Here is a 20,922-nt window from a genome sequence, read left to right as displayed (position 1 = left end):
TCCCTGATACGCTTCGTTCATGGCACGGAACATCGATGAAACGAGGGATGATGCGCATGAACGAAACGTGCATCCTGCGAACCGACCGCATCAGCAAGCGGTTCAAACATGCGGCGGCCGTCGACGAAGTATCGCTCGCCGTCCGCGAAGGCACCGTGTACGGCCTGCTGGGGCCGAACGGCGCCGGCAAGACGACGCTGCTCAAAATGATCGCCGGGCTGCTGCGCCCGACCGGCGGGGCCATGTGGTTCGACGGCAAGCCGTGGAGCCGAAGCAGCCTCGAACAGATCGGGGCGCTGATCGAATCGCCCGCGCTGTACGGCAACCTGACCGCGCGGGAGAATTTGAACGTCCACACGATGATGCTGGGTTTGCCGGAGCGCCGCATTGATGAAGTGCTGGAGACGGTGGATCTGACGGACACCGGCAAGAAGCGCGCCGCGCATTTCTCGCTCGGCATGAAACAGCGGCTCGGCATCGCGATCGCGCTGCTGAAGCGGCCCCGGCTGCTCATTCTCGACGAGCCGACGAACGGCCTCGACCCGCTCGGCATCCAGGAGCTTCGCGAACTGATCCGTTCGTTCCCCGCGCAGGGCATCACCGTGCTGCTGTCGAGCCATGCGCTGAACGAAGTCGAGCAGATCGTCGACGACATCGGCATCATCAGCGGCGGGAAACTGCGCTATCAGGGACCGTTGGACAAAAACGCCGATCTGGAGGCGCTGTTCATGGAAGTCGTCCGCGCCTCCGACAGGAGGGCGGGCGCAAGATGAAGAACCTGATTGCCGCCGAACGGCTGAAATACAAGCGCAGCTTCGCCAAGAAACTTGCGCTGGCCGCACCGCTCTTCTTCGCGCTGTACGGCGCCGTCATCCGCTTCTACCTGCCGGATCAGACCATGCTGCCCTGGCGCGCGCTGCTCGCCATGATCTTCAACTGGTGGCCGGTGCTGTTCGTCCCGATCGGGGTTTCGCTGCTCTGCGTGCTTGCGGAAAACCGGGAGAAGAAAGCGGGGAACTACCGCAGCCTCCGCGCCAACCCGATCAATCCCGGGAAGCTTTGGCTGAGCAAAATTGTTGTGCTAGGCTATTATCAGTTGCTGTCGTCCGTCGTGCTGATCATCGCGGCCGCAGCGGCCGGTCTCCTGACGGCAGGCGGAAGCGTTCCGCTGCTGAAGATCGCGGCGGCCAGTCTGCTGATCTGGCTGGTCTCGCTCAGCCTTATTCCGATCCATCTGTTTGCGGCGGCCCGTTTCGGCGCCTTCGGGGGCCTTGCGCTCGGCATCGCGGCGATGCCGGCCGGCGTGCTTGCGGCGGCCAAGCCGTACTGGATCGCCGTGCCGTGGAGCTGGCCGACCCGGCTCATGGCGCCGCTCATCGGCGTGCATCCGAACGGCGTGCCGCTTCAGCCGGGCGATCCGATGCTTGAGCCTTCTACCATCCCGCTCGGCATCGCGGCATCGCTGCTGTTTCTCATCGTATCTTCCGCGCTGACCGCCGGCTGGTTCGCGGGCCGAGAGGTGCGGTGACCATGCCGGAACTGCGCCGAAGGAAACCGTATCGAAGCATGCCGGCCGTGACGATGCTGCGCCTGATGCGGGCGGATTGGATGAAGACGAGGCGGACGCCGCTCCGCTGGGCCGTCATGGCCGCTCCCGCGGCGTACGCGCTGCTCTTCCTCTGGTATATGTCGCAATTGCCGGTCAACGCGGCGCAGCGGATGCCCGGCGTTTTCCTCGAAGTTTGGACCGTGCTGTTCCCGCTGGCCATCGGAGCGCTGGCCGGACTGCTCAGCCTGCAGGAGGAACATGCGGGGCATTACAGCGCACTGCTCGGTTCCACCGCATCCAGACCGGTCGTCTATGCCGCCAGATTGCTGCTGCTTGTGCTCATCAACGCGGGCGGCCTGCTGTGCGCGGCGACGATGCTGCTGCTCGGCATGCGGTTGATCCCCGGGCTTGCCGCGGCGGATGCCGGGCTGTTCCATGGCGGCGTGCTGCTTGCCTTCGCCGGCGCGCTGCCGCAGATCGCGCTGCACCAGTGGCTCGGCCTCGCCCTCGGATGGGGCGCGAGCGTCGGCATCGGAGGAGCCGGGCTGCTGACGGCGGCGATCGTCGGCGCAACCGGCGTCGGGGATCGGATCTGGCCGCTTGTGCCGTGGGCATGGCCGGTCAGATTGGCGCAGTTCCCGGCGGAGCCGGATGCGTTGACCCGCGGACTGCTGCCGGCCCTGCTGCTCTTCGCCGTACTTGCGATGGGCGGCGCAGCGTGGTTCGGCCGATGGGAAGGGCGGCGCGGCGAAGACTGATGATGGGGACGGACGCAAGCTTTTTCGATGTTGAGGGGTGAGGGGATGGCCTGCATTTTGATCATCGACGATGAAGAAGACCTGGTCTCCCTGCTGCGGGAGGAGCTGGAGGCGCGGGGGCACACGGTGCTCACCGCGAGCGACGGCGAGGCAGGGGTGCGGCAGGCCCGGAAGCAGCCGGATCTGATCATTCTCGACATCATGATGCCGAATCTGAACGGTTACGAGGTGTGCCGGGCGATCCGGGACGAGGTGATGTGCCCGATCATTTTCCTGAGCGCCAAGCAGTCGGAGATGGACCGGATCACCGCATTCAACCTCGGCGGCGACGATTACGTACTGAAGCCGTTCGGCCTGCGTGAACTGATGGCGCGCATCGAAGCCAATCTGCGCCGGGAGCGGCGGGCCCAGTATCTGAACGCCGAGCGGAAGCGGTCGAAGCTGTACTTCGGCGATCTGGGGCTGGATCTGAAAGAGCGGACCCTCTCGATCGGCGGCAAGCCCGTCCCGCTGACCCGGCGGGAATACGACCTGGTTGAACTGCTCGCCACGCACAGCGGGCAGGTGTTCTCCCGCGAGCAAATTTACGAGAAAGTGTGGGGCTTCGATGCGGAAGGCGATTCGTCCACCGTCGTCGAACATGTAAAAAAAATCCGCGCCAAGCTCGCAGCCGTCGACCCGGATACGGAGTACATCGCCACGGTGTGGGGGATCGGCTACAAGTGGAACAAACGTTGAATGCCTGCTGAAGGAGCGCGCGCTCGTGAAGGACAAACCGCTCAAATCGCAAATCCGGCTGACCATCGTGCTGATCGTCGTCTCCAGCCTGCTGGCGACGATCGTGACGTATGCGGCGGGGATCTGGCTGTTCAGTTATTTGCTGTACAAAAAGATTAACCCCGCAAATTATTATGAGGCTCAAATACCGGGCATTGAAGCGTACATCCGGGAGCAGGGCGGGGCGCTGATCGATCCGGCCGCCCGGGAACGGCTGGAGCGGGTCATTCCGCGGGACGGCATGGACTATCAGGTGTTCGACGCGGCCGGGAACCGGGTGTACGGTTCGAGCGATGCGGCCTACGTCGCGCAGCCGGAAGACTTGATCCGCCGGCTCAACACGACCTTCCCGGCCAGGGGCAGATTCGTCCGGGCCGTGCCCGTCGTGAGCGGTCAGGACGGGCTGTCCGGCGCCGTGCTGCTTGCCTATGAGCTGAAGGTGTCGCCGGCAAGCGACAGCGGGCGCTACTGGATCGCGGCGCTGCTTATCGTCATGATCGCGACGCCGTTCATCTATTTCGTGCTGGCGATTCTGTTCTTCACGAAACGTTTTGCCGCCCGCGTGAACAAGCCGCTGCAGATGCTGATGGCGGCTGCCCATCAGATCAAGAACAAGAATCTCGACTTCGAGCTCGATTACCGCGCCGACAATGAGCTCGGGCGGCTGAGCGCCGCGTTCTCCGAGATGAAGGACGAACTGAAGCGCTCCCTGTCCGCCCAGTGGCGAATGGAGGAAGAGCGGCGCAGCATGACCGAGGCGCTGGCCCATGATCTGAAGACGCCGCTGTCGCTCATTCTCGGTTATGCGGAAGCGCTGCTGGACGATCCCGAAGCGGCGCGCACGGCGAAACAGGCCCGATACCTGGACATTATCCGGGAGAATGCGGAGAAATGCTCCGCCCTCGTCCGGCGGATGCTGTACATCGCCGAACTGGAAGGCCCCGGCCTGCAAGTCCGGCCGGTCGAGGTCCGGATCGGCCCGTTCCTGAGGCAGAAGCTGTCTCACTATGAATTGGAGGCGCGGCAGCGCCGGATCCGCATCGAGGCGGACATCCGCGGCGATGCCGATACGCCGGTCCGGTTCGATGCGGAAATGGCGGAGCGGATACTGGACAATGTGATTACGAACAGTCTGGAGCATACGCCTCCGGGCGGCCGGATCCGGATCGCCGTCCGTGTCCGCCCCGACCGGGCCGAGTATGAAATCTGCAATACGGGGCCGCCGTTCAGCAAGAAAGATCTGGAGAACCTGTTCCGCAGGTTCTATCGCGGCGCGGAAGCCCGCGGCAGCAAAGGCGGCCATGCCGGGCTGGGGCTCTACATCGTGCGGCAGCTTGCGGCGAAGATGGGCGGGGCGGCCAGGGCGTACAATGCCGAAACCGGCGAAGCGTGCATTGCGTTTCACCACGCCATCGAGACGCCGCAGACATCGTCCGCACGGCGTGAAGAGGCGCGACAGGAGGGATGCGCGGATGAATGATGACGAACTCCAGGCAGCCGTCGCCCGGGCCGTTCCCGGAATGGCGGACGAGCGGATCGTGTCCGTCCGGGAGGCGAGGGGCGGCGATATCGGGGAGTCTTACCGCATCGACACGGAGCGGCGGCGGCTCTTCGTGAAGGTGCGCCGGGACATGCCGGCGCGCTTGTTTCAGCGGGAAGCGGAAGGGCTCAGGCTGCTCGGGCAGGCCGGGGCGCTCGCCGTTCCGGAGCCGCTCTATGCCGGGGAGATCCCCGGACAAGCGGGCGGCATGCTCGTGCTGGAATGGATCGAGACCGGTCCGGCCCGCCCGGAGACGATCGAAGCGCTCGGGACCGGCCTCGCCGCGCAGCACCGCACGACGAGCCCGGACGGGCGGTACGGGCTGCGCACGGACAATTACATCGGGCTGCTGCCGCAGGTGAACACGCCGGCCGACTCCTGGCCGGCCTTCTACCGTGACTCGCGCCTGCTGCCCTTGGCGAAGCTGGCGGAAGCGCGCGGACTGCTGCCGACCGGCAGGCGGGACGGGCTGCACAAGCTGATGGACCGTCTGGACCGGTGGCTGCCGGCCCGGCCCGCCCCGTCGCTGCTGCACGGCGATCTGTGGAGCGGCAACTGGCTGGCCGGCGCGGACGGACGCCCCTGGCTGATCGATCCGGCGGTCTATTACGGCGACCGGGAGTGCGACCTGGCGTTCTCGGAGCTGTTCGGGGGGTTCCCGCCCCGATTCTACGCCGCCTACCGGGAAGCGTACCCCGTCGCCCGCGAATACGAGGAGCGCAAACCGATCTATCAACTGTACCATCTGCTGGTGCACCTGATCCTGTTCGGCGAAGCGTACGGGGCCGCCGTCGACCGGGTGCTGCGGCGGTATGCCGGCGGCGTGTGAATGCGAGTCGTCAAACGGAGGAACGCGGAGGGATTGGGAATGAAACTGGCGGGCAATTGGAAGCTGCAGTGGTTTGAACCGGGAACCCGGGCGCCTCTGGAAATCGCCTCGCCCGATTTTGCCGATTATTTCTGGCTCGACGCGAAGGTTCCGGGAGACGTGCACTCCACCCTGGTCCGAAAGAAAGTGATCGACGATCCGTTCGTCGGGCACAACGACATGAAATGCCGCTGGGTGGAGGACAAGGAATGGTGGTACCGGACCCGATTCGCCTGGGACGGGGAGCCGGAGGATGACGAGGCGGTCGAGCTGCTGTTCGAAGGGCTCGATACGTTTGCGACCGTTTACCTGAACGGTCTGGAGCTCGGCCGCACGGAAAATATGCTGGTGGAGCACGCGTTCGACGTCACCGGACTGCTGCGAGAAGGGGACAACGTCCTGGCGGTCCGGTTCGACCCGGTGCATCTTCCGGTCAGGGACAAGGAGAAAAACTATTGGTGCGGATTCGAGAAAGACCGGATCTGGGTGCGGAAGGCCGCGATGAACTTCGGCTGGGACTGGGGGCCGCGCCTGGCGACGGTCGGCATCTGGAAGGACGTTCATCTGCGGAAATGGAGGAAGGCGCGCATTTCCTCCGTTTTTCCCCGCACGGCCGCCGTACGGGATGGGAAAGCTGTCGTGGAAGTGGACGCGGAGATCGCGCGCCGGCCGGGCGTCGAAGAACCGCTGACCTTGGAGATCAGCCTGACGGGGGACGGACGGTCCGTCAGCGGATGCGCCGTCCTCACGGCGGATGGGCGTTCGCTCTCCAGCGCCCATCTGCCGGAGCAGAAGGCAAGGGTCGTCTTCGAGGTGGACCGGCCGAAGCTGTGGTGGACGCACGATCTGGGCGAACCGTACCTGTACCGGCTGGCGGTTGCGCTGAAAGACGCCGAAGGCCGGGTTCTCGACCGGGCGGAACACGATTTCGGCATCCGGGAGATCGTGCTGGAGGAGCGGCATGAAAGCGGGGAGAACCTGTTCTGTTTCCGCCTGAACGGTGTCCGCCTTTTCGCCAAGGGGGCCAACTGGATTCCCGTGCACAGCTTCATCGGCGCGGCGGAGGACGGCCGGTATGTGAAGCTTCTCGAACTCGCGCGGGACGCGGGGATGAACATGCTGCGCGTCTGGGCCGGCGGCATTTACGAGAAGGATATCTTCTACCGCGAATGCGACCGGCTGGGCCTCCTCGTCTGGCAGGATTTCATGTTCGCGAACGCGCTGTACCCGGACTACAACCGCAGCTTCATGGCGAACGTGCGCGACGAGGCCGTCAAGGCGATCCGCAGGCTCCGGAAATACACCTGCCTCGCCCTCTGGTGCGGCAACAATGAAATCGACTGGCTCTACGAGCGGGAGAAGACGGCGGGCCGCATCACGACGCCGATGTACGGACGGAAAATCTGGCACGAGCTTATTCCGGAACTGCTGCATGAGCTGGACCCCGCGCGGATCTACCGGCCGAGCACCCCTTACGGCGGCAGCGACCATAACGCGGAGGATGTCGGCAACCGCCACAATTGGCAGGTCTGGCACGGCAACGTGGAGCCGCGCAAGTTCGGGGAGCCCGTGCTGCAGGACATTTCGGTGGAAGGCGTGTCGTTCAAAAATTACAAAAAGGACCGCACCCGCTTCTCCAACGAATTCGGCATGCACGCTTCGTCCAACCGGCATACGCTCGAACGGTACATTCCGGAAGGCGAGTTTTACTGGCAGAGCGAGGAGATGGCGTACCGCAACAAAGACATTTTCCACGAAAAAGGCATGCTGCTGATGAAAGGGTTCACCGGCGTCCCCCGGAATCTGGACCAGTATATCCGCTTCTCGATGCTGACGCAGGCGGAAGGGCTGAAATACGGCATCGAGCATTACCGTCGCCGGAAACCGTTCACCAGCGGCGCGCTCATCTGGCAGCTGAACGACTGCTGGCCGGGAACGAGCTGGTCGCTGATCGATTACGGCCTGCTGCCGAAAGCGTCCTATTACTATGCGCGGAAATTTTTTGCGCCGGTCGCGGCATCGATCGATCACGATCCCGGCAAGCCGCTGGCCGTCTGGCTGATCAACGACCGGCTTGAGGCGGTGGAAGACGAGCTGGTGCTGGAAGTCGTTGCGTTTGAAGGCCGAACGTTGCGGACGGAGGTTGTTCATGTTGCCGCCGGGCCCAATGAAGCCCGGAAGATTGCGGAGTATGCCGAGGAAGCATTGCTCGGCGGCGCCGCGCCCGACGCGGTCGCCGTCCGGCTCAGGTCGCGCGGGGGCCTGTTCCCGGACAATGTGCATTACTTGCGGGATTTCAAGGATCTCCGCTTGCCGCCGGCGCGCCTGTCTGTCGAGCGGTCCGCCGAACGGCGGACGATCACGGTGACGGCCGATCGGTTCGCGCGCTTCGTCATGCTCGACATGCCGCAGGAGGAGGTCGTCTGCTCGGACAATTTCTTCGATCTGTTCCCGGGCGAGACGCGGACGATCGAGCTGCGTCACCTGTCCGGCGGGGAAATCCGGATCGAAGCCATCGCGGTGTCGGCGATCAACGGGGAAGCGGAAGCGGGCGGTTGACTTGCCGAAGGCAAGGATGCGGGCAATTAACGGCATAATTTGCCGTTAATGCCCGTGCGTGCGGGCGGCGCAGGGCGAATAACGGCACGCCGTGCCGTTATTGGCGCCGAACGGGCGCCGGATCGGCCTGACTGCGTCCAATAACGGCAGATTTTGCCGTTATTGCCTGTGCGCACGGCAGGCGCAGGCCGATTAACGGCACGCCGTGCCGTTATTGGCGCCGAGCGGGGGCCGGATCGGCGTGGCGCCCTGACGGCCGCATCCGGCCTCACGCCCCCTCCGCGGGAAATTCCATCGCCGCGGTCAAGCCACCCCCATCCGGGCTGTCGAGCAGGAGACGGCCGTGGTGAGCCTTCGCGATTCGGGCGACCATCGGCAGTCCCAGGCCGTGCCCGTTCCGGGGAGGCTTCTTCCGCTTGGACGCGTAAGGCAGCTCCGTCAATTCCGCGAGCTGCTCCCGCGGGACGCCGCGCCCGTCATCCCGGACCGCGAGGCAGCAGCGGGTGCGGTCCTCGGACAGGTACGTCTCGATGGCGATGCGGCAGCCTTCCGGGTTGTGATTGACGCTGTTCTGCAGCAGATTGCCGATCGCCCGGAGCAGCAGCTTCTTGTCTCCGTTTATCAGCGCCTCTTCGTCGGCCAGCCGGAGTTCGATCGCGTACCGCTCGTCCAGGCCGCCGTTCAGCATGTCCGCCGCCGCCTGCCGCGCGAGCGAGGGCAGCCTGACGCGCTCCAGATGGAGCGGCTGCATGTCGTACTCCAGCATCGAGACCAGGTTCAGGTCGCGGACGAGGGAGCGCAGCTTCTCGCCCTGTCGCCGGATGATGCCGGCCTGCCGCCGCTGCTCCTCCGGAAGTTCCGGGCTTTCCTCCAGTTCGCTGGCGTAGCCGAGAATCATCGAGAGCGGCGTGCGGATGTCGTGGGAGATGCCGGCGATCCAGTTCGAGCGCGCCTCGTCCCGCGCCTTCAAAGCAGCGTTTTTCTCCTGCAGGATCGCCGACGCCGTATTGATGCTGCCGGCCACATCCCCGAGCAGGCCGCGCGTGTCCAGGCGGACCGGCTCCTCCCGGGCCAGCTTGTGGACGCCCGTGACGAGCGGGCGGATGCTCCGCACCAGACGCAGCCCCATGAGGACGGAGAGCAGCAGCGCCACCGCCGCGTTGAGCAAGAGCAGCGCCAGCAGCCGCCACGGCACCGAGCGCACCCAGTCGGCATCCCAATTGAACTGATACTTCCCGTAGCTGTTCTTCGGGAAGCCCACGACCACCAGTCCGTCCGCATGCTCCCAAATATAGACCGGATATTCCGCCAAATAATAGCGCGAAAACTTGGCCACGTCGGTCAAACGATAGGTTCTCGGCACATCGTCGGGCAGCCGCTCTCCCCACTTCACGCCGCCGTCCTCGCCGAGCAGCATCGCCCAGGCCCGATGACGCCGAAGCAGCCGGGCGGCTTCATCTCCAAGCGCATAACGGCCGCCTTCGCGCGTCAAGCGCTCCGCCACTTCCCTGACCACGCCCTCCGGCGATGGTTGCCGGCGAAATTCCTTGAACACCAGCGTGCCGAGCAGGATGAAGTTGAAGAGGAGCAGCAGGACGGAGAGCAGGATGGCCCCGGCGACATAGCGGCGTAGTATGCGAATCATGCCGTCCACGTCAGCCCGTCTCCTTCACCAGCAGTTTGTAGCCGAGTCCCCGCACCGTAAGCAGATGAACGGGGTTCGAAGGATCGGGCTCGATTTTCTCGCGGATTCGCCGGATATGGACCATGAGGGTATTCTTATAGCCGTAACTGTCATCGCCCCAGACGGCCTGGCACAGCGCATCGCTGGTGACGATCCGGTTCCGCTCCTGATGCAGCTTCGCCAGAAGGGCATGCTCCTTGGCGGTAAGGGCTTGCTCTCCCCGCGGTCCGCGCACGACGGCGCTGTCCAGATCGACCAGCACATCCCCGAGCCGAAACGCAGCCAGCCGCTTCTCCGCCGGAGAAGAATAGACCCGTTTCAAAATCGCCGTCAGCCGCAGCACCAGCTCCCGAGGCAGAAAAGGCTTCACCATATAGTCGTCCGCCCCCAGTCCGAGTCCCAGCAGCCGATCCTCGTCTTCCCCCCGCGCGGTCAGAAGCAGTACGGGCATGTCCGAGAACTGCCGGATCGCGGACAGGAGGGAAAAAACGTCCCCGTCGGGCAGCATGACATCCAGAATCGCCATGTCCGGCCGTACCGACCGGCACAACGACAGCGCCGAGGCGCAGTCTCCGGCGGTGTGGATGCGATAGAACCCTTCCCTGCGCAGAAACCGCTCGACCATCGCGCGGATCTCCGGTTCGTCGTCGACGATGAGAATTTTTCGGTCCTTCACGTTGTCCATCTGCGTCACCCGTTGTCGGTTCTACCAGAGATTATACATGAAGCGCGGGCGGAGCGAGGCGCGCGCCGGATCATTTAAGGCTGCCGTAAGGTTGGGTTCAGAAGAACGTAAGGCGGACCTGATACAGTGGCGGCAGAAGCCGGAACATCGAAAACGGAACGGAGGATCGCGCATGCGTGTTGCTGTCATTCAAACCCGCAAACTGACGAAGAAGAACCGCGTCCACGAGCTCGATCTGGAGGTGCGCGAAGGGGAAATTTACGGCTTTCTCGGGCCGAACGGCGCCGGGAAGACGACGACCCTGAAAATGCTGCTCGGATTGGTGAAGCCGTCCGCGGGGGCCATCCGGATCTTCGGGGAAAGCCTGGGCGAAAAACGTTCCGCGATTCTGCGGCAGACGGGCTCGCTCATCGAATCGCCTTCGTACTACGGCCATCTGACGGGTCTGGAGAACCTCAGAGTCGTGCAGCGGCTGCGGGGCCTGCCGGACCGCAATGTGGAGGAAGCGCTGCGGATCGTCCGGCTGGAGAAACACCGGGACAAGAAAGCGGAAGCCTATTCGCTCGGCATGAAGCAGCGGCTGGGCATCGCCATGGCGCTGCTCGCTTTCCCCCGGCTGCTCATCCTCGACGAGCCGACGAACGGCCTGGACCCTGCGGGGATGGAGGAAATCCGGGAACTGATCAAGACGCTCCCCGGGCGTTACGGCATGACGGTGCTGCTGTCCAGCCACCTGCTTGCGGAAATCGAGCAGATTGCGACTTCGGTCGGCATCATCAACGAAGGCCGGATGGTGTTCCAGGGCAGTCTGGACAGCCTGCGCGCCCGAAGCCGGGGCGAAATCCGGATCAATACCGGGGACAATGCCGCGGCGGAACGGCTGCTTGCCGTCCACGGGTATCGCCCGGCCCTGAGCGGCGGCCGGCTCGTGTTCGGTCCCCTCGCGGACCGGGAAGTGGCGGAGATCAACCGGCTGCTGGTGGCCCGGGACATTCCGGTCACCCGGATCGAGGAGCGCAGGCGCAGTCTGGAGGATATTTTCCTGGAGCTGACCGGAAGGGAGCGGAGCCTGTGATGCGGGTGCTCAAGCTCGAATATTACAAAATTCGCCGCAAGAAAATCGTTCCCATGATCCTGCTCCTGCTCGCGGCGGAAATGCTGTGGGCGTGCATGTCCAACAGCCTGTCCGTCTCCCGCAATCCGGATCAGGCCGTGTGGGCGTCGATCCTGTTCATGACCGCTTCCCTGAACGGGCTGTTCATGCCGCTCATCACCGCCATCGTCATCTCCCGGATGTGCGACATGGAGCACAAAGGCTCCACGTGGAAGCTGCTCGCCGCGCTCAATGTGGGCCGCAGCCGCCTGTATGCGGCGAAATTTGGGTGCGCAGGCAGTCTGCTGCTGCTCGCCATTGCGGTGCAGGCGGCGGTGATGGCGGTCTACGGTCTGGCGCAGGGGTTTTCGGGCGGGCTGCCCGCTGCATGGCTGCTCCGGTTCATCGGCGGGACGATGCTGGCGACGCTCGCCGCGGCGGCCATCCAGCAATGGATCGCCATGGCCGCCAAGAACCAGGCGTCCGCACTGTGCCTGGGAATGCTCGGCGGCTTCATCGGGCTCACCGCGCCGCTGTTTCCGGCGGGCGTCCGGCGGTGGCTGATCTGGTCCTATTATCTGGACCTCGCCCCGGTGACGTACCGGTATGCCGAATCCGCGGGCACGTTCGCGGCACAGCCCTGGAACAGCGGAATCGCGATGGCGGCGCTGGGGACAGCCCTCCTGTTCTTCATCTTCGGCAACCTGCATGTTGCCCGGAAAGAAATTTGAGGAGTGGGTGCGATGAGACAGAGTTTGTCGGCCGAATGGCTCAAACTGCGGCATTCCCGGATCGGCATTGTCCTTGCGGTGCTGCCGGTCATCAGTTTGCTGATCGGATGCGCGAACTACGCGCTCAACCGGGGAGTGTTGACGAACGGCTGGTACAGCCTGTGGACGCAGGTCAGCCTGTTCTACGGCGTATTTTTTTTTGCCCGTCCTCGTCGCCATCGTGAGCGCTTGGGTGTGCCGGCTGGAGCATCTGAACCGCAACTGGAACCTGGTCCTGACCGCTCCGGTGCCGGTCGCCGCCGTCTTCATGGCGAAATGGATCGTCGCCTCGCTGCTGATCCTGTTTGTCCAGGCGCTGTTCATGGGACTGTACGGGATCGCGGGCCTGCTGCTTGCGCTGCCCGGGCCGTTCCCGGCGGAGACGATCGGATGGGCGTTGCGCGGATGGTACGCCTGCCTGTCCATCAGCGCCTTGCAGCTCGGCTTGTCGCTCCGGATCCGCAGTTTCGCGGTGCCCGTCGGTTTCAGTCTGGCGGCGGTGCTCATCGGTTTGGGGCTGTATGTGGCGAAATGGGGGTTTTATTTTCCGTACTCGCTGCTGACGATCGGCATGCACGTGCTGAGCCGGGATGCGCTTGATCCGCTGCGGGAGGCGCTGTTCTGGACGGTGAATGCGGGGTACGGGCTGCTCTTCGCCGCCTGGTCCGTCCGCGGGCTCAAGGGCCGGGATGCCGTAACGGGGTGACCGGGGTGCATGCTGAGCTCGGGCTGAAGGCTCGGAGCTGATTTCTCGGCGCCATGCCGCGCAGAGCGGAGGAATTCCCGGGATCTGCCGCTTTGGCCCCTTGCGCCGGACGGCCGGTCTGTTGTATACATTAATTAAACCGAACGGTCAGATTATTAAGGAGCGGACAAAAAAGTGGCCAGGAAAACCGCCGAAGAAACCGAGCGCACGCGGCAGCAGATCCTGAAAGGCGCCAGGGATCTGTTCATCCGCAAAGGGTACAACGCGGCATCGATGGAAGACATCCGCAAGCACGCGAACGTAAGCAAGGGCAGCATCTACTACCACTTCAAGAGCAAGCATCAGCTGCTCATGGAGATTTTCGAGCAGAAGACGATCGAGTGGATCGAAGGCTGGCAGAAAATCGTGAAGCCGGGCATGACGCCGGTCGAGAAGCTGTACGCCCTCGCCGACTATTGGCTGGAAGATTTCGACGACCCGTTCCTGAAAGTCGTGGACGAGTTCCTCACCAGCCAGGGCGTCGATACCGGCACGTTCGAGAAAATGATCGAGCTCGTGCAGATGCAATATCCCGTCATCCAGTCGATCATCGAGGAGGGCATCGCTTCGGGCGAGTTCAAGCGGGACGATCCGGCGGAGCTGACGTATATTTTCGCCAGCACGATGGGCGGGCTCGGCATGACCTACTACGAGAAGGTGCCCCGCGAACGGGCGCGGGCGATCTATCGGAAAGCGGCGGAGCTGTTCATCCGCGGGATCAGCGCGAAGTAGGGCGGCGGGTTCCGGCTCGCGGCTGTCGCCGGCGCCGGCACGCCGGCACCGGCAGGTGTCGACGCGCGGCCGCCGGCCGGCGGCTGCCTGCCCGCAGCGCGTTGGTCCGCCTTTATGCCTTTAATTAAACTGACCGGTCGGATTATATTCTTGGACAAAAGGAGAATGCCGCATGGCACATTTGTTCCGCAACCGCGTGTTTCTTGTCGTGGCCGGCGCCGATCTGCTGCAGCAGGCCGGCATCTGGATCCGGAACATGGCGCTGCTGTTCTACATCATGGAGCAGACGAACAACAATCCGGCGGCCGTCGCGCTGCTGACCACGTTCGAATATTTGCCGATCTTCGTCTTCTCGCTGATCGGCGGCACGTTCGCGGACCGGTGGAATCCGAAGCGGACCGTCGTCATCGGCGACGCGCTGAGCGCCGTATCCGTCCTGGCCATCCTGGGTATGGTGGCGGCCGGGTGGTGGCAGGCCGCGTTCGCGGCCACGGTCGTGTCCGCCGTCGTCAGCCAGTTCTCGCAGCCTTCCTCGGCGGTGCTGTTCAAGCGGCATGTGCCGGAGCAGCATGTCGAAGCGGCGATCGGCTTCACCCAGAGCATGTCGGCATTGTTCATGATCATCGGGCCGATGGTCGGCACCCTGGTCTATACGCGCCTCGGCATCGACTGGTCGCTTGCGGCGCTCGCCTTCGTGTTCGCGGCGGCGTCGGCCGTACAGCTTCTGCTGCCTTCCACGCCGCGCGTGCAGGACGGCGGGCCGAAAACGTCGCCGCTCAAGGACGTCAGGGATGGTTTCCGCTACGTAACCGGGCACCATACGCTGAAACTGGCGGCCGCCATGTTCCTGCTTGTCGGCATCTCCTCCGGCATCGTCGCGCCGCTTGATGTGTTCGTCATCATGGAGCGGCTCGGGCTGCAGAAGGAAGCGGTGCAATGGTTCGCTATGCTCGAGGGTGCGGGGCTGCTGATCGGCGGCGGATTGGCGGCGGGGCTCTCCGGCTGGATCGACCGGCACAGAAGCCGGATCGTGCCATGGACGCTCGTCATTTTCGGCATCGGCACCTTCGTCGAAGTGCTGTCGCTGTGGCCGGTGCTGACGGGAAGCGTCAGGCTGCTGACCGGCGTGACGATGACGTTCTTCCAGGTCGTGCTCAGCGCGTTGATGATCAAGGAAGTCGAGGAGGCCTACATCGGGCGGACGAACGGCATCATGCTGCCGCTCATGATGGCCGGCGTGCTCATCGGCACCGGCTGCTCCGGACTGCTCGTGAAGCAGGCGACGCTGTTCGCCGCGTACGGCCTTGCGGGGGCGCTGCTCATCGTGTGTGCGCTGGTCGCGTCGCGGATGCGGTTCACCGCACCGGCGGCGCAGAGCGCGGCCGGGAGCGCGGTGGAGGGTTAACGGCATGAGCGGCTGGCGGCGCGTACCGGCATAATCGGCGGCAAGCTGGCCCGACCTGGTGCACATTTGCACCAGATCCGGGGCGATGGAGCAGGTCTCGGCATATGTGGTGCATTTCTGCACCAGGTGAGGCATTGCCGGCAATTTGGATCCCCAATCTGGTGCATATTTGCACCAGATGCGGAGCGATGGAGCAGGTCTCGGCGAATGTGGTGCATTTCTGCACCAGATGGAGCTTTTCCAAGGTAATCTCATCTTCCGCTCACACCCATCTGGGCAGATGCATACGATGCTTGCAGATTCCGACACCGATCCCTGTCAACAAAGGAGTGTGTGAGCGAAATTGGCCTATTATTACTCTCATCATCCCTACTACGGCGCGCAGTGGCCGCATGCATGGTCCTACAGCGGGTTCTACCCGGCCTATCCGGCGTACGAGCGTCCGTGTCTCTGCGGAGGCTCCGGCAGCTCCGGCGGTGGCCGGCAGGAAGACAGGCAGCGCCCCGATCTGCGGGATTACGGCGGCAACCCCCATGTGATCAACATTGAAAAGGCCGCCGAATGGAATACCGACTTCCGCAGAGCGATCTGGACGGGACGGCATCTGCAGGTTGTCCTGATGAGCATTGAGCCGGGAAGCGACATCGGCCTCGAGGTGCACCCGAATGTCGACCAGTTCATCCGGATTGAGGAAGGATTCGCCCTGGTGCAAATGGGTCCCCGGAGAGACAACCTCAACTTCACAAGGCGCGTGTCCGAGGACGACGCCATCATGATTCCGGCCGGCACCTGGCACAACGTCACGAACATCGGCCCGCGGCCGTTGAAGCTGTACACCATCTACGCGCCGCCCGAGCACCGGTTCGGCACGGTCCATCGCACGAAGGCCGAGGCGGAGGCCGCCCACGAACCGTCCGTCTAGGCCTGGCGTTCGCCGAGGCGCTCCGCCTTGTCCAACCAGGCGCTGCGCTTCTGCTCCGTCGAACCCCGCACCGGGCCGATCTCGGTGACCCTGACGGGGCGGATGCCGCAGAATTGCAGAATGTTCCGCTTCATGACCTTGTGGCCGGCGTGCCCGTACATCCACCGGTTGATCAGGGGGGGCGTGTCCATCGTCACGATCAGGCGGGCGGACCGGCCTTTCAGCAGCTTATCCCACAGTTTGCCGCGCTCCCGGTAGCGGAAAGCGAATCCCGGCAGAAAAACGCGGTCGATGAAGCCTTTCAGCAGCGCCGGCATCGTGCCCCACCAATTCGGATAGACGAACACCAGATGCTCGGCCCAGCGGATCGCCTCCTGCGCGCCGGCCAGATCGTCTTCCCATTCCATGCGCTGCCGGTAACCGAATTTCAGCACCGGATCGAAAGCCAGCCTCCCGAGTTCCAGCACGCGGACATCCGCGCCGCTTCTCTCCGCTCCCGCCGCGTAGCGCGCGGCCAGCGCAGCGCAGTAGCTCTCCGGATCGGGATGACCGACGATCAACAAGATTCGTTTGCCCATCTTGCCCTCCTTGGCGTTCGCATCGTCTGATGCTATGCTATATGGAACTTGCTGTTTTCAAGCATATCCCGTCACCGATGAACGCGCGATGATGGGAAGCGCAACAGAATTGTGAATTGGCGCAAAAGAAGAGGGGGGACGGCGGTTGCGGCGCGGCTATACGGCGGTGTCGATGGTGTTTCCGATCCTGAAATATGTGGCGGACAGGGGATTCGATCCCGAAGCGTTCTGCCGGGCGGCGTCGTTCGACAGCGGTCTGCTGCGGGACGCGGATGCCCGGATTCCCGCGGCCGAATTGTCCCGGCTGATGAATGAAGCGGCGGCGCTGACGGGCGATGACCACATCGGCCTTCATATGGAGGAATACATGGAACCGGCGGATCTCGGCGTGCTCGGCTATGTGATGATGCACGCCGGGACGATCCGGGAAGCGCTGGACGCCTATGTCCGGTACTACGCGATCTTGTCCGACGGGTTCAGCCTGGCCTGGGAGGCGGAAGGCGAAGTGCTGACCATCCGCTTCACCTTCGACGCCCCTGCCTTGGCCGTACGCCACTGCGCAGAGGACATGGCCGTTTCCGTCCTCGCCATGTTGCGGCGGTTCGGCGGCCGGCGCCCGGCCGTCCGGGAGGTCCGGTTCATGCACGAACCTCCGCCGGACACCGCGCCGTATCTCGAGACGTTCGGCGTGATGCCCCTTTTCCGCGCCGGGGAAAATGCCGTCCGCCTGGACCGTCAGGTGCTGGATTGGCCGATTCTCTATGCGGACGAGCGTCTGCGGGCGATGTTCGAGACGGTTGCGGAGGATATGCAGGCCAGAGCGGGCGATGCCGAAGGCGCGTTCACCGGGCGGGTGCTGGAGTGGCTGCGCGCCTCCCTTCCGACCGGCCTGCCGACGCTCTCCCAGGCGGCGGATCATTTCGGCGTCAGCGAGCGCACGCTGCAATTGAAATTGCGGGCGGAAGGTGCGACCTACAGCGAACTCGTCACGCAACTGCGCCAGGAGACGGCCATCCGCCTGCTGAGACAGGACGGCATTTCCATCGGGGAAATCGCGTTCCTGCTCCATTACACCGAACCGAGCGCCTTCCAGAACGCGTTCAAGAAATGGACGGGCAAATCGCCCGGCGAATACCGGCGGCAGGCCCGCCGCGGACTCAGGGAGGCGGGAGGACGCCTGTAACCGGCAGCGGCCCGCCGATGACGATCTCGTCCGCCGACACGACGGAGTCATAGGCCAGGATGCGCACGCCGGCCCGCGCCGCCTGCCTCAACGCTTCGGCAAAGCGCGGGTCCTCCGCTTCATGGGACGCAAACCGCAGGCACCCCTCCATCTGCACGAGGAAAATGACGAAGGCGGCATATCCGCTCTCCGCCGCCTTCGCCAGCTCCTCCAGATGCCGGGCGCCGCGCGCCGTCGGGGCGTCCGGGAACAGGGCGGTGCCGCCGCGCTCCAGCGTCACCCCTTTCACTTCGATGAATCCTTCGCGAACGCCGTCATCGAAATGAAAATCGAAGCGCGACCCGCCGAACGCCGCCTCCCTGCGCAGCGACCGAACGGAAGGCAGCTCAACGATGCGTCCGGCCTGAAGCGCCTCGTGGATGACCGCGTTCGGCGCCTGCGAGTCGATGTTCACCCAGCCGCCCTGCCGCTCCGCGGCGATCAGGGAATAGCGGGTCTTGCGGCCGGGCTGGTCCCGGCCGGCGTCCGCCAGGGCGACGCGGCGCCCGGACACGAGCCAATCCGCCAGCCGGCCGGTATTCTTCACATGCACCTTCTCCGTGCTTCCGTCGATGTCGACCTCGGCGACGAAACGGTTGATCCTCCGGATGAAAAGGCCGTCCCGAATCCCGCTGTACCGCATGAACCCGCGTCCCCCCTGGCGAAATTGCACATCCCATCATGCTCACCGCCATTATAACCCGTCCGCGGCGCATCGTGCGCGCTTGCTTCGCTACTTCGCCGGACGCAGCACCGCCGTGCCGAAGCCGAGCAGCACCGCCGCGAAGAGCAGCAGGATGCCGAGCGGGAGGGCGAGCTCGGCCGGCGCCGCTCCGTCGGCGCCCAGGTTGATCGCTTCGATCGCCCATTTCTGCGGCACGAAGTTCGCCAGCTTCTGCATGAACGACGGCATGAATTCGATTGGCCAGAAGCAGCCGCCGAGCATGCACGTCGGCGTCATGATCAGGTTGTTGATGATGTTGAGCTGGTTCGTCGTGCGAATAAATCCGGCGACCGCGCTGGCGATGCCGAGCGACGCGAGAATGAAGCATTCCATCACGACAAGCTCCATCCAGACCGGCACGCCGTAGTCGTACCCGAACACCAGGTGCGACAGGGCGGAGGTGCCGAGCACCTGCAGCGTACCGATGAACACGCTGCCGAAGAAATTGCCGACCGCAATATGCCAGCTCTGCACCGGCGCCGCATAGACGCGCGCCATCGTCTGGTTGCGGCGGTCTTCGGCGATGACGGAGACGCTCTGATTGATCAGGATCATGAGGAACATGAGCGTAAATCCGATGCCGAGGTAGTTCCACGAGTTGTCGCGCGTTTCACTCATCTTCACGCTGCCGACCAGGCCTTGCAGATGCCGGTCCAGCACCGCCAGCGCATCGCGCCGGACATCTCCGCTTCCCGCTTGTTCCGCCGCGGCGGCCGCGTCGACCACATTGCGGGCGATGCCGTCCAGATCCAGCTCCAGCATCACGGACGCCTCGTCGACGGCGAGCCGGATCAGCACCAGTTCGGGCTTCTGTCCGGCCAGCCAGCCGGCCTCGAAACCGGCGGGAATCACGAAGCTCGCCGAGACGTCGCGATCCGCCGCCATGTCAGCGGCTTCCCGGTCGGTCTCCGCCTGGACGAGCTCGTAGCGTCCCGTCTGCTCCAGCGCCCGGAGCACATAGCGGGAGAGCTCGCTGCCGTCCAGATCGGCATACCCGACGGCCGACTTGCCGTCGCCCGACGAGGAGACCAGGCCGGTCATCGTCGAGACGATCACGGCCGGCATCAGGATGAAGAGCAGAAATCCTTTCACATTGCCGATCGTTCTGCGGATCAGATTTGCGGCAATGAACCAGCTATTCATGGGACACCGCCTTTCTGCCGAGCAAGGCCGAGATGAGGAACAGCCCCGCCGCGATCAAGCCGAGCACGGTCAGCCGTTCCTGCACGATGGAATCCGCGCTGTTCAGGATGAGATGGATAAAGCTCTGCGACGCCCAGTAACTGAACGTGAATGTGCCCAGCCGTTCCAGGAAGTCGCCGATTTCGCTCGAGAAGCCGCCGCTCAGGAACGTCATCACCATCGTCAGCGCGATGAAGATCGCCTGAACGGTGCGCGCCCGGTTCGTGAAGGCGGCGACGATGACGGCCAGGCTGACGGACCCGATGACGGTGAGCAGGCAGGCCGCGAGCAGATGCGCGTAACGGTCTCCCCAGTCCACGCCGTACACCGTCGAGGTGAAAAGGATAATGACCAGCGCCTGGCCGAACGCGGCGAGCCCGTTGCCCGCAATCTTGCCGACAAGCACCTGAATCGGCTTCACGGCCGCGGCATAAATCCGGTCCAGCGTGCGCGACTCTTTCTCATCGACGATGGACAGTCCGGCGGCCATGCCGGAGTACAGCAGGAACATGACGAGCATCTGGGCGGCGTAATATTCCAGCGCCGAGTAGTCGCGCCCGCTCATGTCCGGCGCCGTGACGTTCACATAAGAGCCTTCCGCGCCGGATGCGCCCCGGGCGGCGGCTTCGGCCGCCTGCGGATTGCCGAGCGCGGCCGCGGCCGATTGGACGAAGTTGATCCGGTCGAGCAGCCCCCCGATCACGCTCTCTGCCACGAGGTTGCGGTCTCCATTTTTACCGGGATACAGTTCCCAGACCGCCGCGCTGCCCGATGCCGCATTCTCCGCAAAATGTTCCGGCACCGCCACGCCGTATTCGATCTCCCCGTCTTCCAGCGCGTCCAGCAACTGCTGCCTGTCCGGAAACCCGCGGACGGACAGCCATTTCGCCATCTCCTCCGTGCGGAGCAGCCCGGCCATGTCGTCCGATGCTTCGTCCAGCACGACCAGACCGACTTCGATCGGATCGACCTCGCGGTCTTCCAGATCGAAGAAGCCCGACAGCGCGTTCCCGAGGATGAAGATGAGCAGGAGCGGCATGAAAATGAGCAGCCAGAACGTCTCCTTGGCCCGTATCATGCGGCGGAGTTCATGGTGTATGAGCGTTCCGATCGTTCGCATCGTCCGTAC

At 64.2% G+C, this 20,922-nt stretch carries 19 protein-coding genes and 1 pseudogene; 14 read left to right on the top strand and 6 right to left on the bottom strand.

Features of this window, described 5'->3' with window-relative positions:
- The first annotated feature begins 56 nt into the window (after positions 1–56).
- The 7 genes from KJQ12_RS03540 to KJQ12_RS03510 are packed head-to-tail and all read left to right on the top strand — an operon-like array spanning position 57 to position 8,051.
- Positions 57–773: a lantibiotic protection ABC transporter ATP-binding protein gene (locus KJQ12_RS03540; protein ID WP_213483512.1), complete on the top strand. Its 717-nt coding sequence runs from the start codon at positions 57–59 to the stop codon at positions 771–773.
- Positions 770–1,528 carry a lantibiotic immunity ABC transporter MutE/EpiE family permease subunit gene (locus KJQ12_RS03535; RefSeq protein WP_213483511.1) on the top strand — a complete coding sequence of 253 codons (759 nt, stop codon included), beginning with the start codon at positions 770–772 and terminating at the stop codon, positions 1,526–1,528. Before KJQ12_RS03540 ends, KJQ12_RS03535 begins: the two co-directional genes overlap by 4 nt.
- Before the next feature lie 2 nt (positions 1,529–1,530).
- Positions 1,531–2,307, top strand: a complete 777-nt coding sequence (locus tag KJQ12_RS03530; protein ID WP_213483510.1) for a lantibiotic immunity ABC transporter MutG family permease subunit — start codon at positions 1,531–1,533, stop codon at positions 2,305–2,307.
- A gap of 45 nt (positions 2,308–2,352) precedes the next feature.
- Positions 2,353–3,045, top strand: coding sequence for a response regulator transcription factor (locus KJQ12_RS03525; protein ID WP_213483509.1), 693 nt, complete (start codon positions 2,353–2,355; stop codon positions 3,043–3,045).
- Between the two features lie 25 nt (positions 3,046–3,070).
- Positions 3,071–4,564: a sensor histidine kinase gene (locus KJQ12_RS03520; RefSeq protein WP_213483508.1), complete on the top strand. Its 1,494-nt coding sequence runs from the start codon at positions 3,071–3,073 to the stop codon at positions 4,562–4,564.
- Positions 4,557–5,453 carry a fructosamine kinase family protein gene (locus KJQ12_RS03515; RefSeq protein ID WP_213483507.1) on the top strand — a complete coding sequence of 299 codons (897 nt, stop codon included), beginning with the start codon at positions 4,557–4,559 and terminating at the stop codon, positions 5,451–5,453. The genes KJQ12_RS03520 and KJQ12_RS03515 overlap by 8 nt, the downstream gene beginning before the upstream one ends.
- A 39-nt stretch (positions 5,454–5,492) precedes the next feature.
- Positions 5,493–8,051 carry a beta-mannosidase gene (locus tag KJQ12_RS03510; protein WP_213483506.1) on the top strand — a complete coding sequence of 853 codons (2,559 nt, stop codon included), beginning with the start codon at positions 5,493–5,495 and terminating at the stop codon, positions 8,049–8,051.
- A gap of 268 nt (positions 8,052–8,319) precedes the next feature.
- On the opposite strand, the gene KJQ12_RS03505 is transcribed toward KJQ12_RS03510, so the two are convergent.
- Together KJQ12_RS03505 and KJQ12_RS03500 are read right to left on the bottom strand one after the other, a co-directional pair.
- On the bottom strand, positions 8,320–9,705 hold the full coding sequence (locus KJQ12_RS03505; RefSeq protein ID WP_213483505.1) for a sensor histidine kinase: 1,386 nt from the start codon (positions 9,703–9,705) through the stop codon (positions 8,320–8,322).
- A gap of 1 nt (position 9,706) precedes the next feature.
- A complete protein-coding gene (locus KJQ12_RS03500; protein ID WP_213483504.1) occupies positions 9,707–10,420 on the bottom strand; it encodes a response regulator transcription factor in 714 nt (237 codons plus the stop codon).
- Between the two features lie 172 nt (positions 10,421–10,592).
- Here KJQ12_RS03500 and KJQ12_RS03495 point away from each other — a divergent pair, with 172 nt between their 5' ends.
- From KJQ12_RS03495 to KJQ12_RS03470, 6 genes and pseudogenes are all read left to right on the top strand, one after another.
- Positions 10,593–11,495, top strand: coding sequence for an ABC transporter ATP-binding protein (locus KJQ12_RS03495; protein ID WP_213483503.1), 903 nt, complete (start codon positions 10,593–10,595; stop codon positions 11,493–11,495).
- On the top strand, positions 11,492–12,244 hold the full coding sequence (locus tag KJQ12_RS03490) for an ABC transporter permease (RefSeq protein ID WP_213483502.1): 753 nt from the start codon (positions 11,492–11,494) through the stop codon (positions 12,242–12,244). Before KJQ12_RS03495 ends, KJQ12_RS03490 begins: the two co-directional genes overlap by 4 nt.
- A 12-nt stretch (positions 12,245–12,256) precedes the next feature.
- Positions 12,257–12,989, top strand: a pseudogene (locus KJQ12_RS03485) (ABC transporter permease).
- Positions 12,990–13,163: 174 nt separating this feature from the next.
- A complete protein-coding gene (locus tag KJQ12_RS03480) occupies positions 13,164–13,760 on the top strand; it encodes a TetR/AcrR family transcriptional regulator (protein WP_213483501.1) in 597 nt (198 codons plus the stop codon).
- 172 nt (positions 13,761–13,932) lie between these two features.
- Positions 13,933–15,165 (top strand): MFS transporter, encoded by a 1,233-nt coding sequence (locus tag KJQ12_RS03475; protein WP_213483500.1) that lies wholly within the window; start codon positions 13,933–13,935, stop codon positions 15,163–15,165.
- Positions 15,166–15,508: 343 nt separating this feature from the next.
- A complete protein-coding gene (locus KJQ12_RS03470) occupies positions 15,509–16,087 on the top strand; it encodes a cupin domain-containing protein (protein ID WP_213483499.1) in 579 nt (192 codons plus the stop codon).
- Here the strand turns inward: KJQ12_RS03470 and KJQ12_RS03465 are convergent.
- A complete protein-coding gene (locus tag KJQ12_RS03465; protein WP_213483498.1) occupies positions 16,084–16,665 on the bottom strand; it encodes an NAD(P)H-dependent oxidoreductase in 582 nt (193 codons plus the stop codon). The two genes, KJQ12_RS03470 and KJQ12_RS03465, sit on opposite strands and share 4 nt — an antisense overlap.
- A gap of 145 nt (positions 16,666–16,810) precedes the next feature.
- Between KJQ12_RS03465 and KJQ12_RS03460 the strand changes: the two genes are divergently transcribed.
- The gene (locus tag KJQ12_RS03460) at positions 16,811–17,848 is read left to right on the top strand and encodes an AraC family transcriptional regulator (RefSeq protein WP_244860394.1); all 1,038 of its coding nucleotides are present in this window, start codon (positions 16,811–16,813) and stop codon (positions 17,846–17,848) included.
- Here the strand turns inward: KJQ12_RS03460 and sfsA are convergent.
- From sfsA to KJQ12_RS03445, 3 genes are all read right to left on the bottom strand, one after another.
- Positions 17,823–18,530, bottom strand: coding sequence for a DNA/RNA nuclease SfsA (gene sfsA, locus KJQ12_RS03455; RefSeq protein WP_213483497.1), 708 nt, complete (start codon positions 18,528–18,530; stop codon positions 17,823–17,825). The genes KJQ12_RS03460 and sfsA overlap by 26 nt on opposite strands.
- Positions 18,531–18,620: 90 nt before the next feature.
- A complete protein-coding gene (locus tag KJQ12_RS03450; RefSeq protein ID WP_213483496.1) occupies positions 18,621–19,754 on the bottom strand; it encodes an ABC transporter permease in 1,134 nt (377 codons plus the stop codon).
- The gene (locus KJQ12_RS03445; RefSeq protein WP_213483495.1) at positions 19,747–20,913 is read right to left on the bottom strand and encodes an ABC transporter permease; all 1,167 of its coding nucleotides are present in this window, start codon (positions 20,911–20,913) and stop codon (positions 19,747–19,749) included. Before KJQ12_RS03445 ends, KJQ12_RS03450 begins: the two co-directional genes overlap by 8 nt.
- Positions 20,914–20,922: the final 9 nt, after the last annotated feature.

Origin of the sequence: Thermobacillus xylanilyticus (genome assembly GCF_907165215.1) — a bacterium.
GTDB lineage: Bacteria > Bacillota > Bacilli > Paenibacillales > Paenibacillaceae > Thermobacillus > Thermobacillus xylanilyticus.
Note: the sequence above shows the minus strand (reverse complement) of the source record. Positions and strands in the feature narration are given on the sequence as shown.

What these genes read in the sequence shown, in the direction of transcription:
- KJQ12_RS03535 (WP_213483511.1), top strand. Translation starts at nt 770, where the DNA reads ATGAAGAACCTGATTGCCGCCGAACGGCTGAAATACAAGCGCAGCTTC.
- KJQ12_RS03445 (WP_213483495.1), bottom strand. Translation starts at nt 20,913, where the DNA reads ATGCGAACGATCGGAACGCTCATACACCATGAACTCCGCCGCATGATA.
- KJQ12_RS03495 (WP_213483503.1), top strand. Translation starts at nt 10,593, where the DNA reads ATGCGTGTTGCTGTCATTCAAACCCGCAAACTGACGAAGAAGAACCGC.
- KJQ12_RS03500 (WP_213483504.1), bottom strand. Translation starts at nt 10,420, where the DNA reads ATGGACAACGTGAAGGACCGAAAAATTCTCATCGTCGACGACGAACCG.
- KJQ12_RS03450 (WP_213483496.1), bottom strand. Translation starts at nt 19,754, where the DNA reads ATGAATAGCTGGTTCATTGCCGCAAATCTGATCCGCAGAACGATCGGC.
- KJQ12_RS03530 (WP_213483510.1), top strand. Translation starts at nt 1,531, where the DNA reads ATGCCGGAACTGCGCCGAAGGAAACCGTATCGAAGCATGCCGGCCGTG.
- KJQ12_RS03510 (WP_213483506.1), top strand. Translation starts at nt 5,493, where the DNA reads ATGAAACTGGCGGGCAATTGGAAGCTGCAGTGGTTTGAACCGGGAACC.
- sfsA (WP_213483497.1), bottom strand. Translation starts at nt 18,530, where the DNA reads ATGCGGTACAGCGGGATTCGGGACGGCCTTTTCATCCGGAGGATCAAC.
- KJQ12_RS03540 (WP_213483512.1), top strand. Translation starts at nt 57, where the DNA reads ATGAACGAAACGTGCATCCTGCGAACCGACCGCATCAGCAAGCGGTTC.
- KJQ12_RS03475 (WP_213483500.1), top strand. Translation starts at nt 13,933, where the DNA reads ATGGCACATTTGTTCCGCAACCGCGTGTTTCTTGTCGTGGCCGGCGCC.
- KJQ12_RS03465 (WP_213483498.1), bottom strand. Translation starts at nt 16,665, where the DNA reads ATGGGCAAACGAATCTTGTTGATCGTCGGTCATCCCGATCCGGAGAGC.
- KJQ12_RS03515 (WP_213483507.1), top strand. Translation starts at nt 4,557, where the DNA reads ATGAATGATGACGAACTCCAGGCAGCCGTCGCCCGGGCCGTTCCCGGA.
- KJQ12_RS03525 (WP_213483509.1), top strand. Translation starts at nt 2,353, where the DNA reads ATGGCCTGCATTTTGATCATCGACGATGAAGAAGACCTGGTCTCCCTG.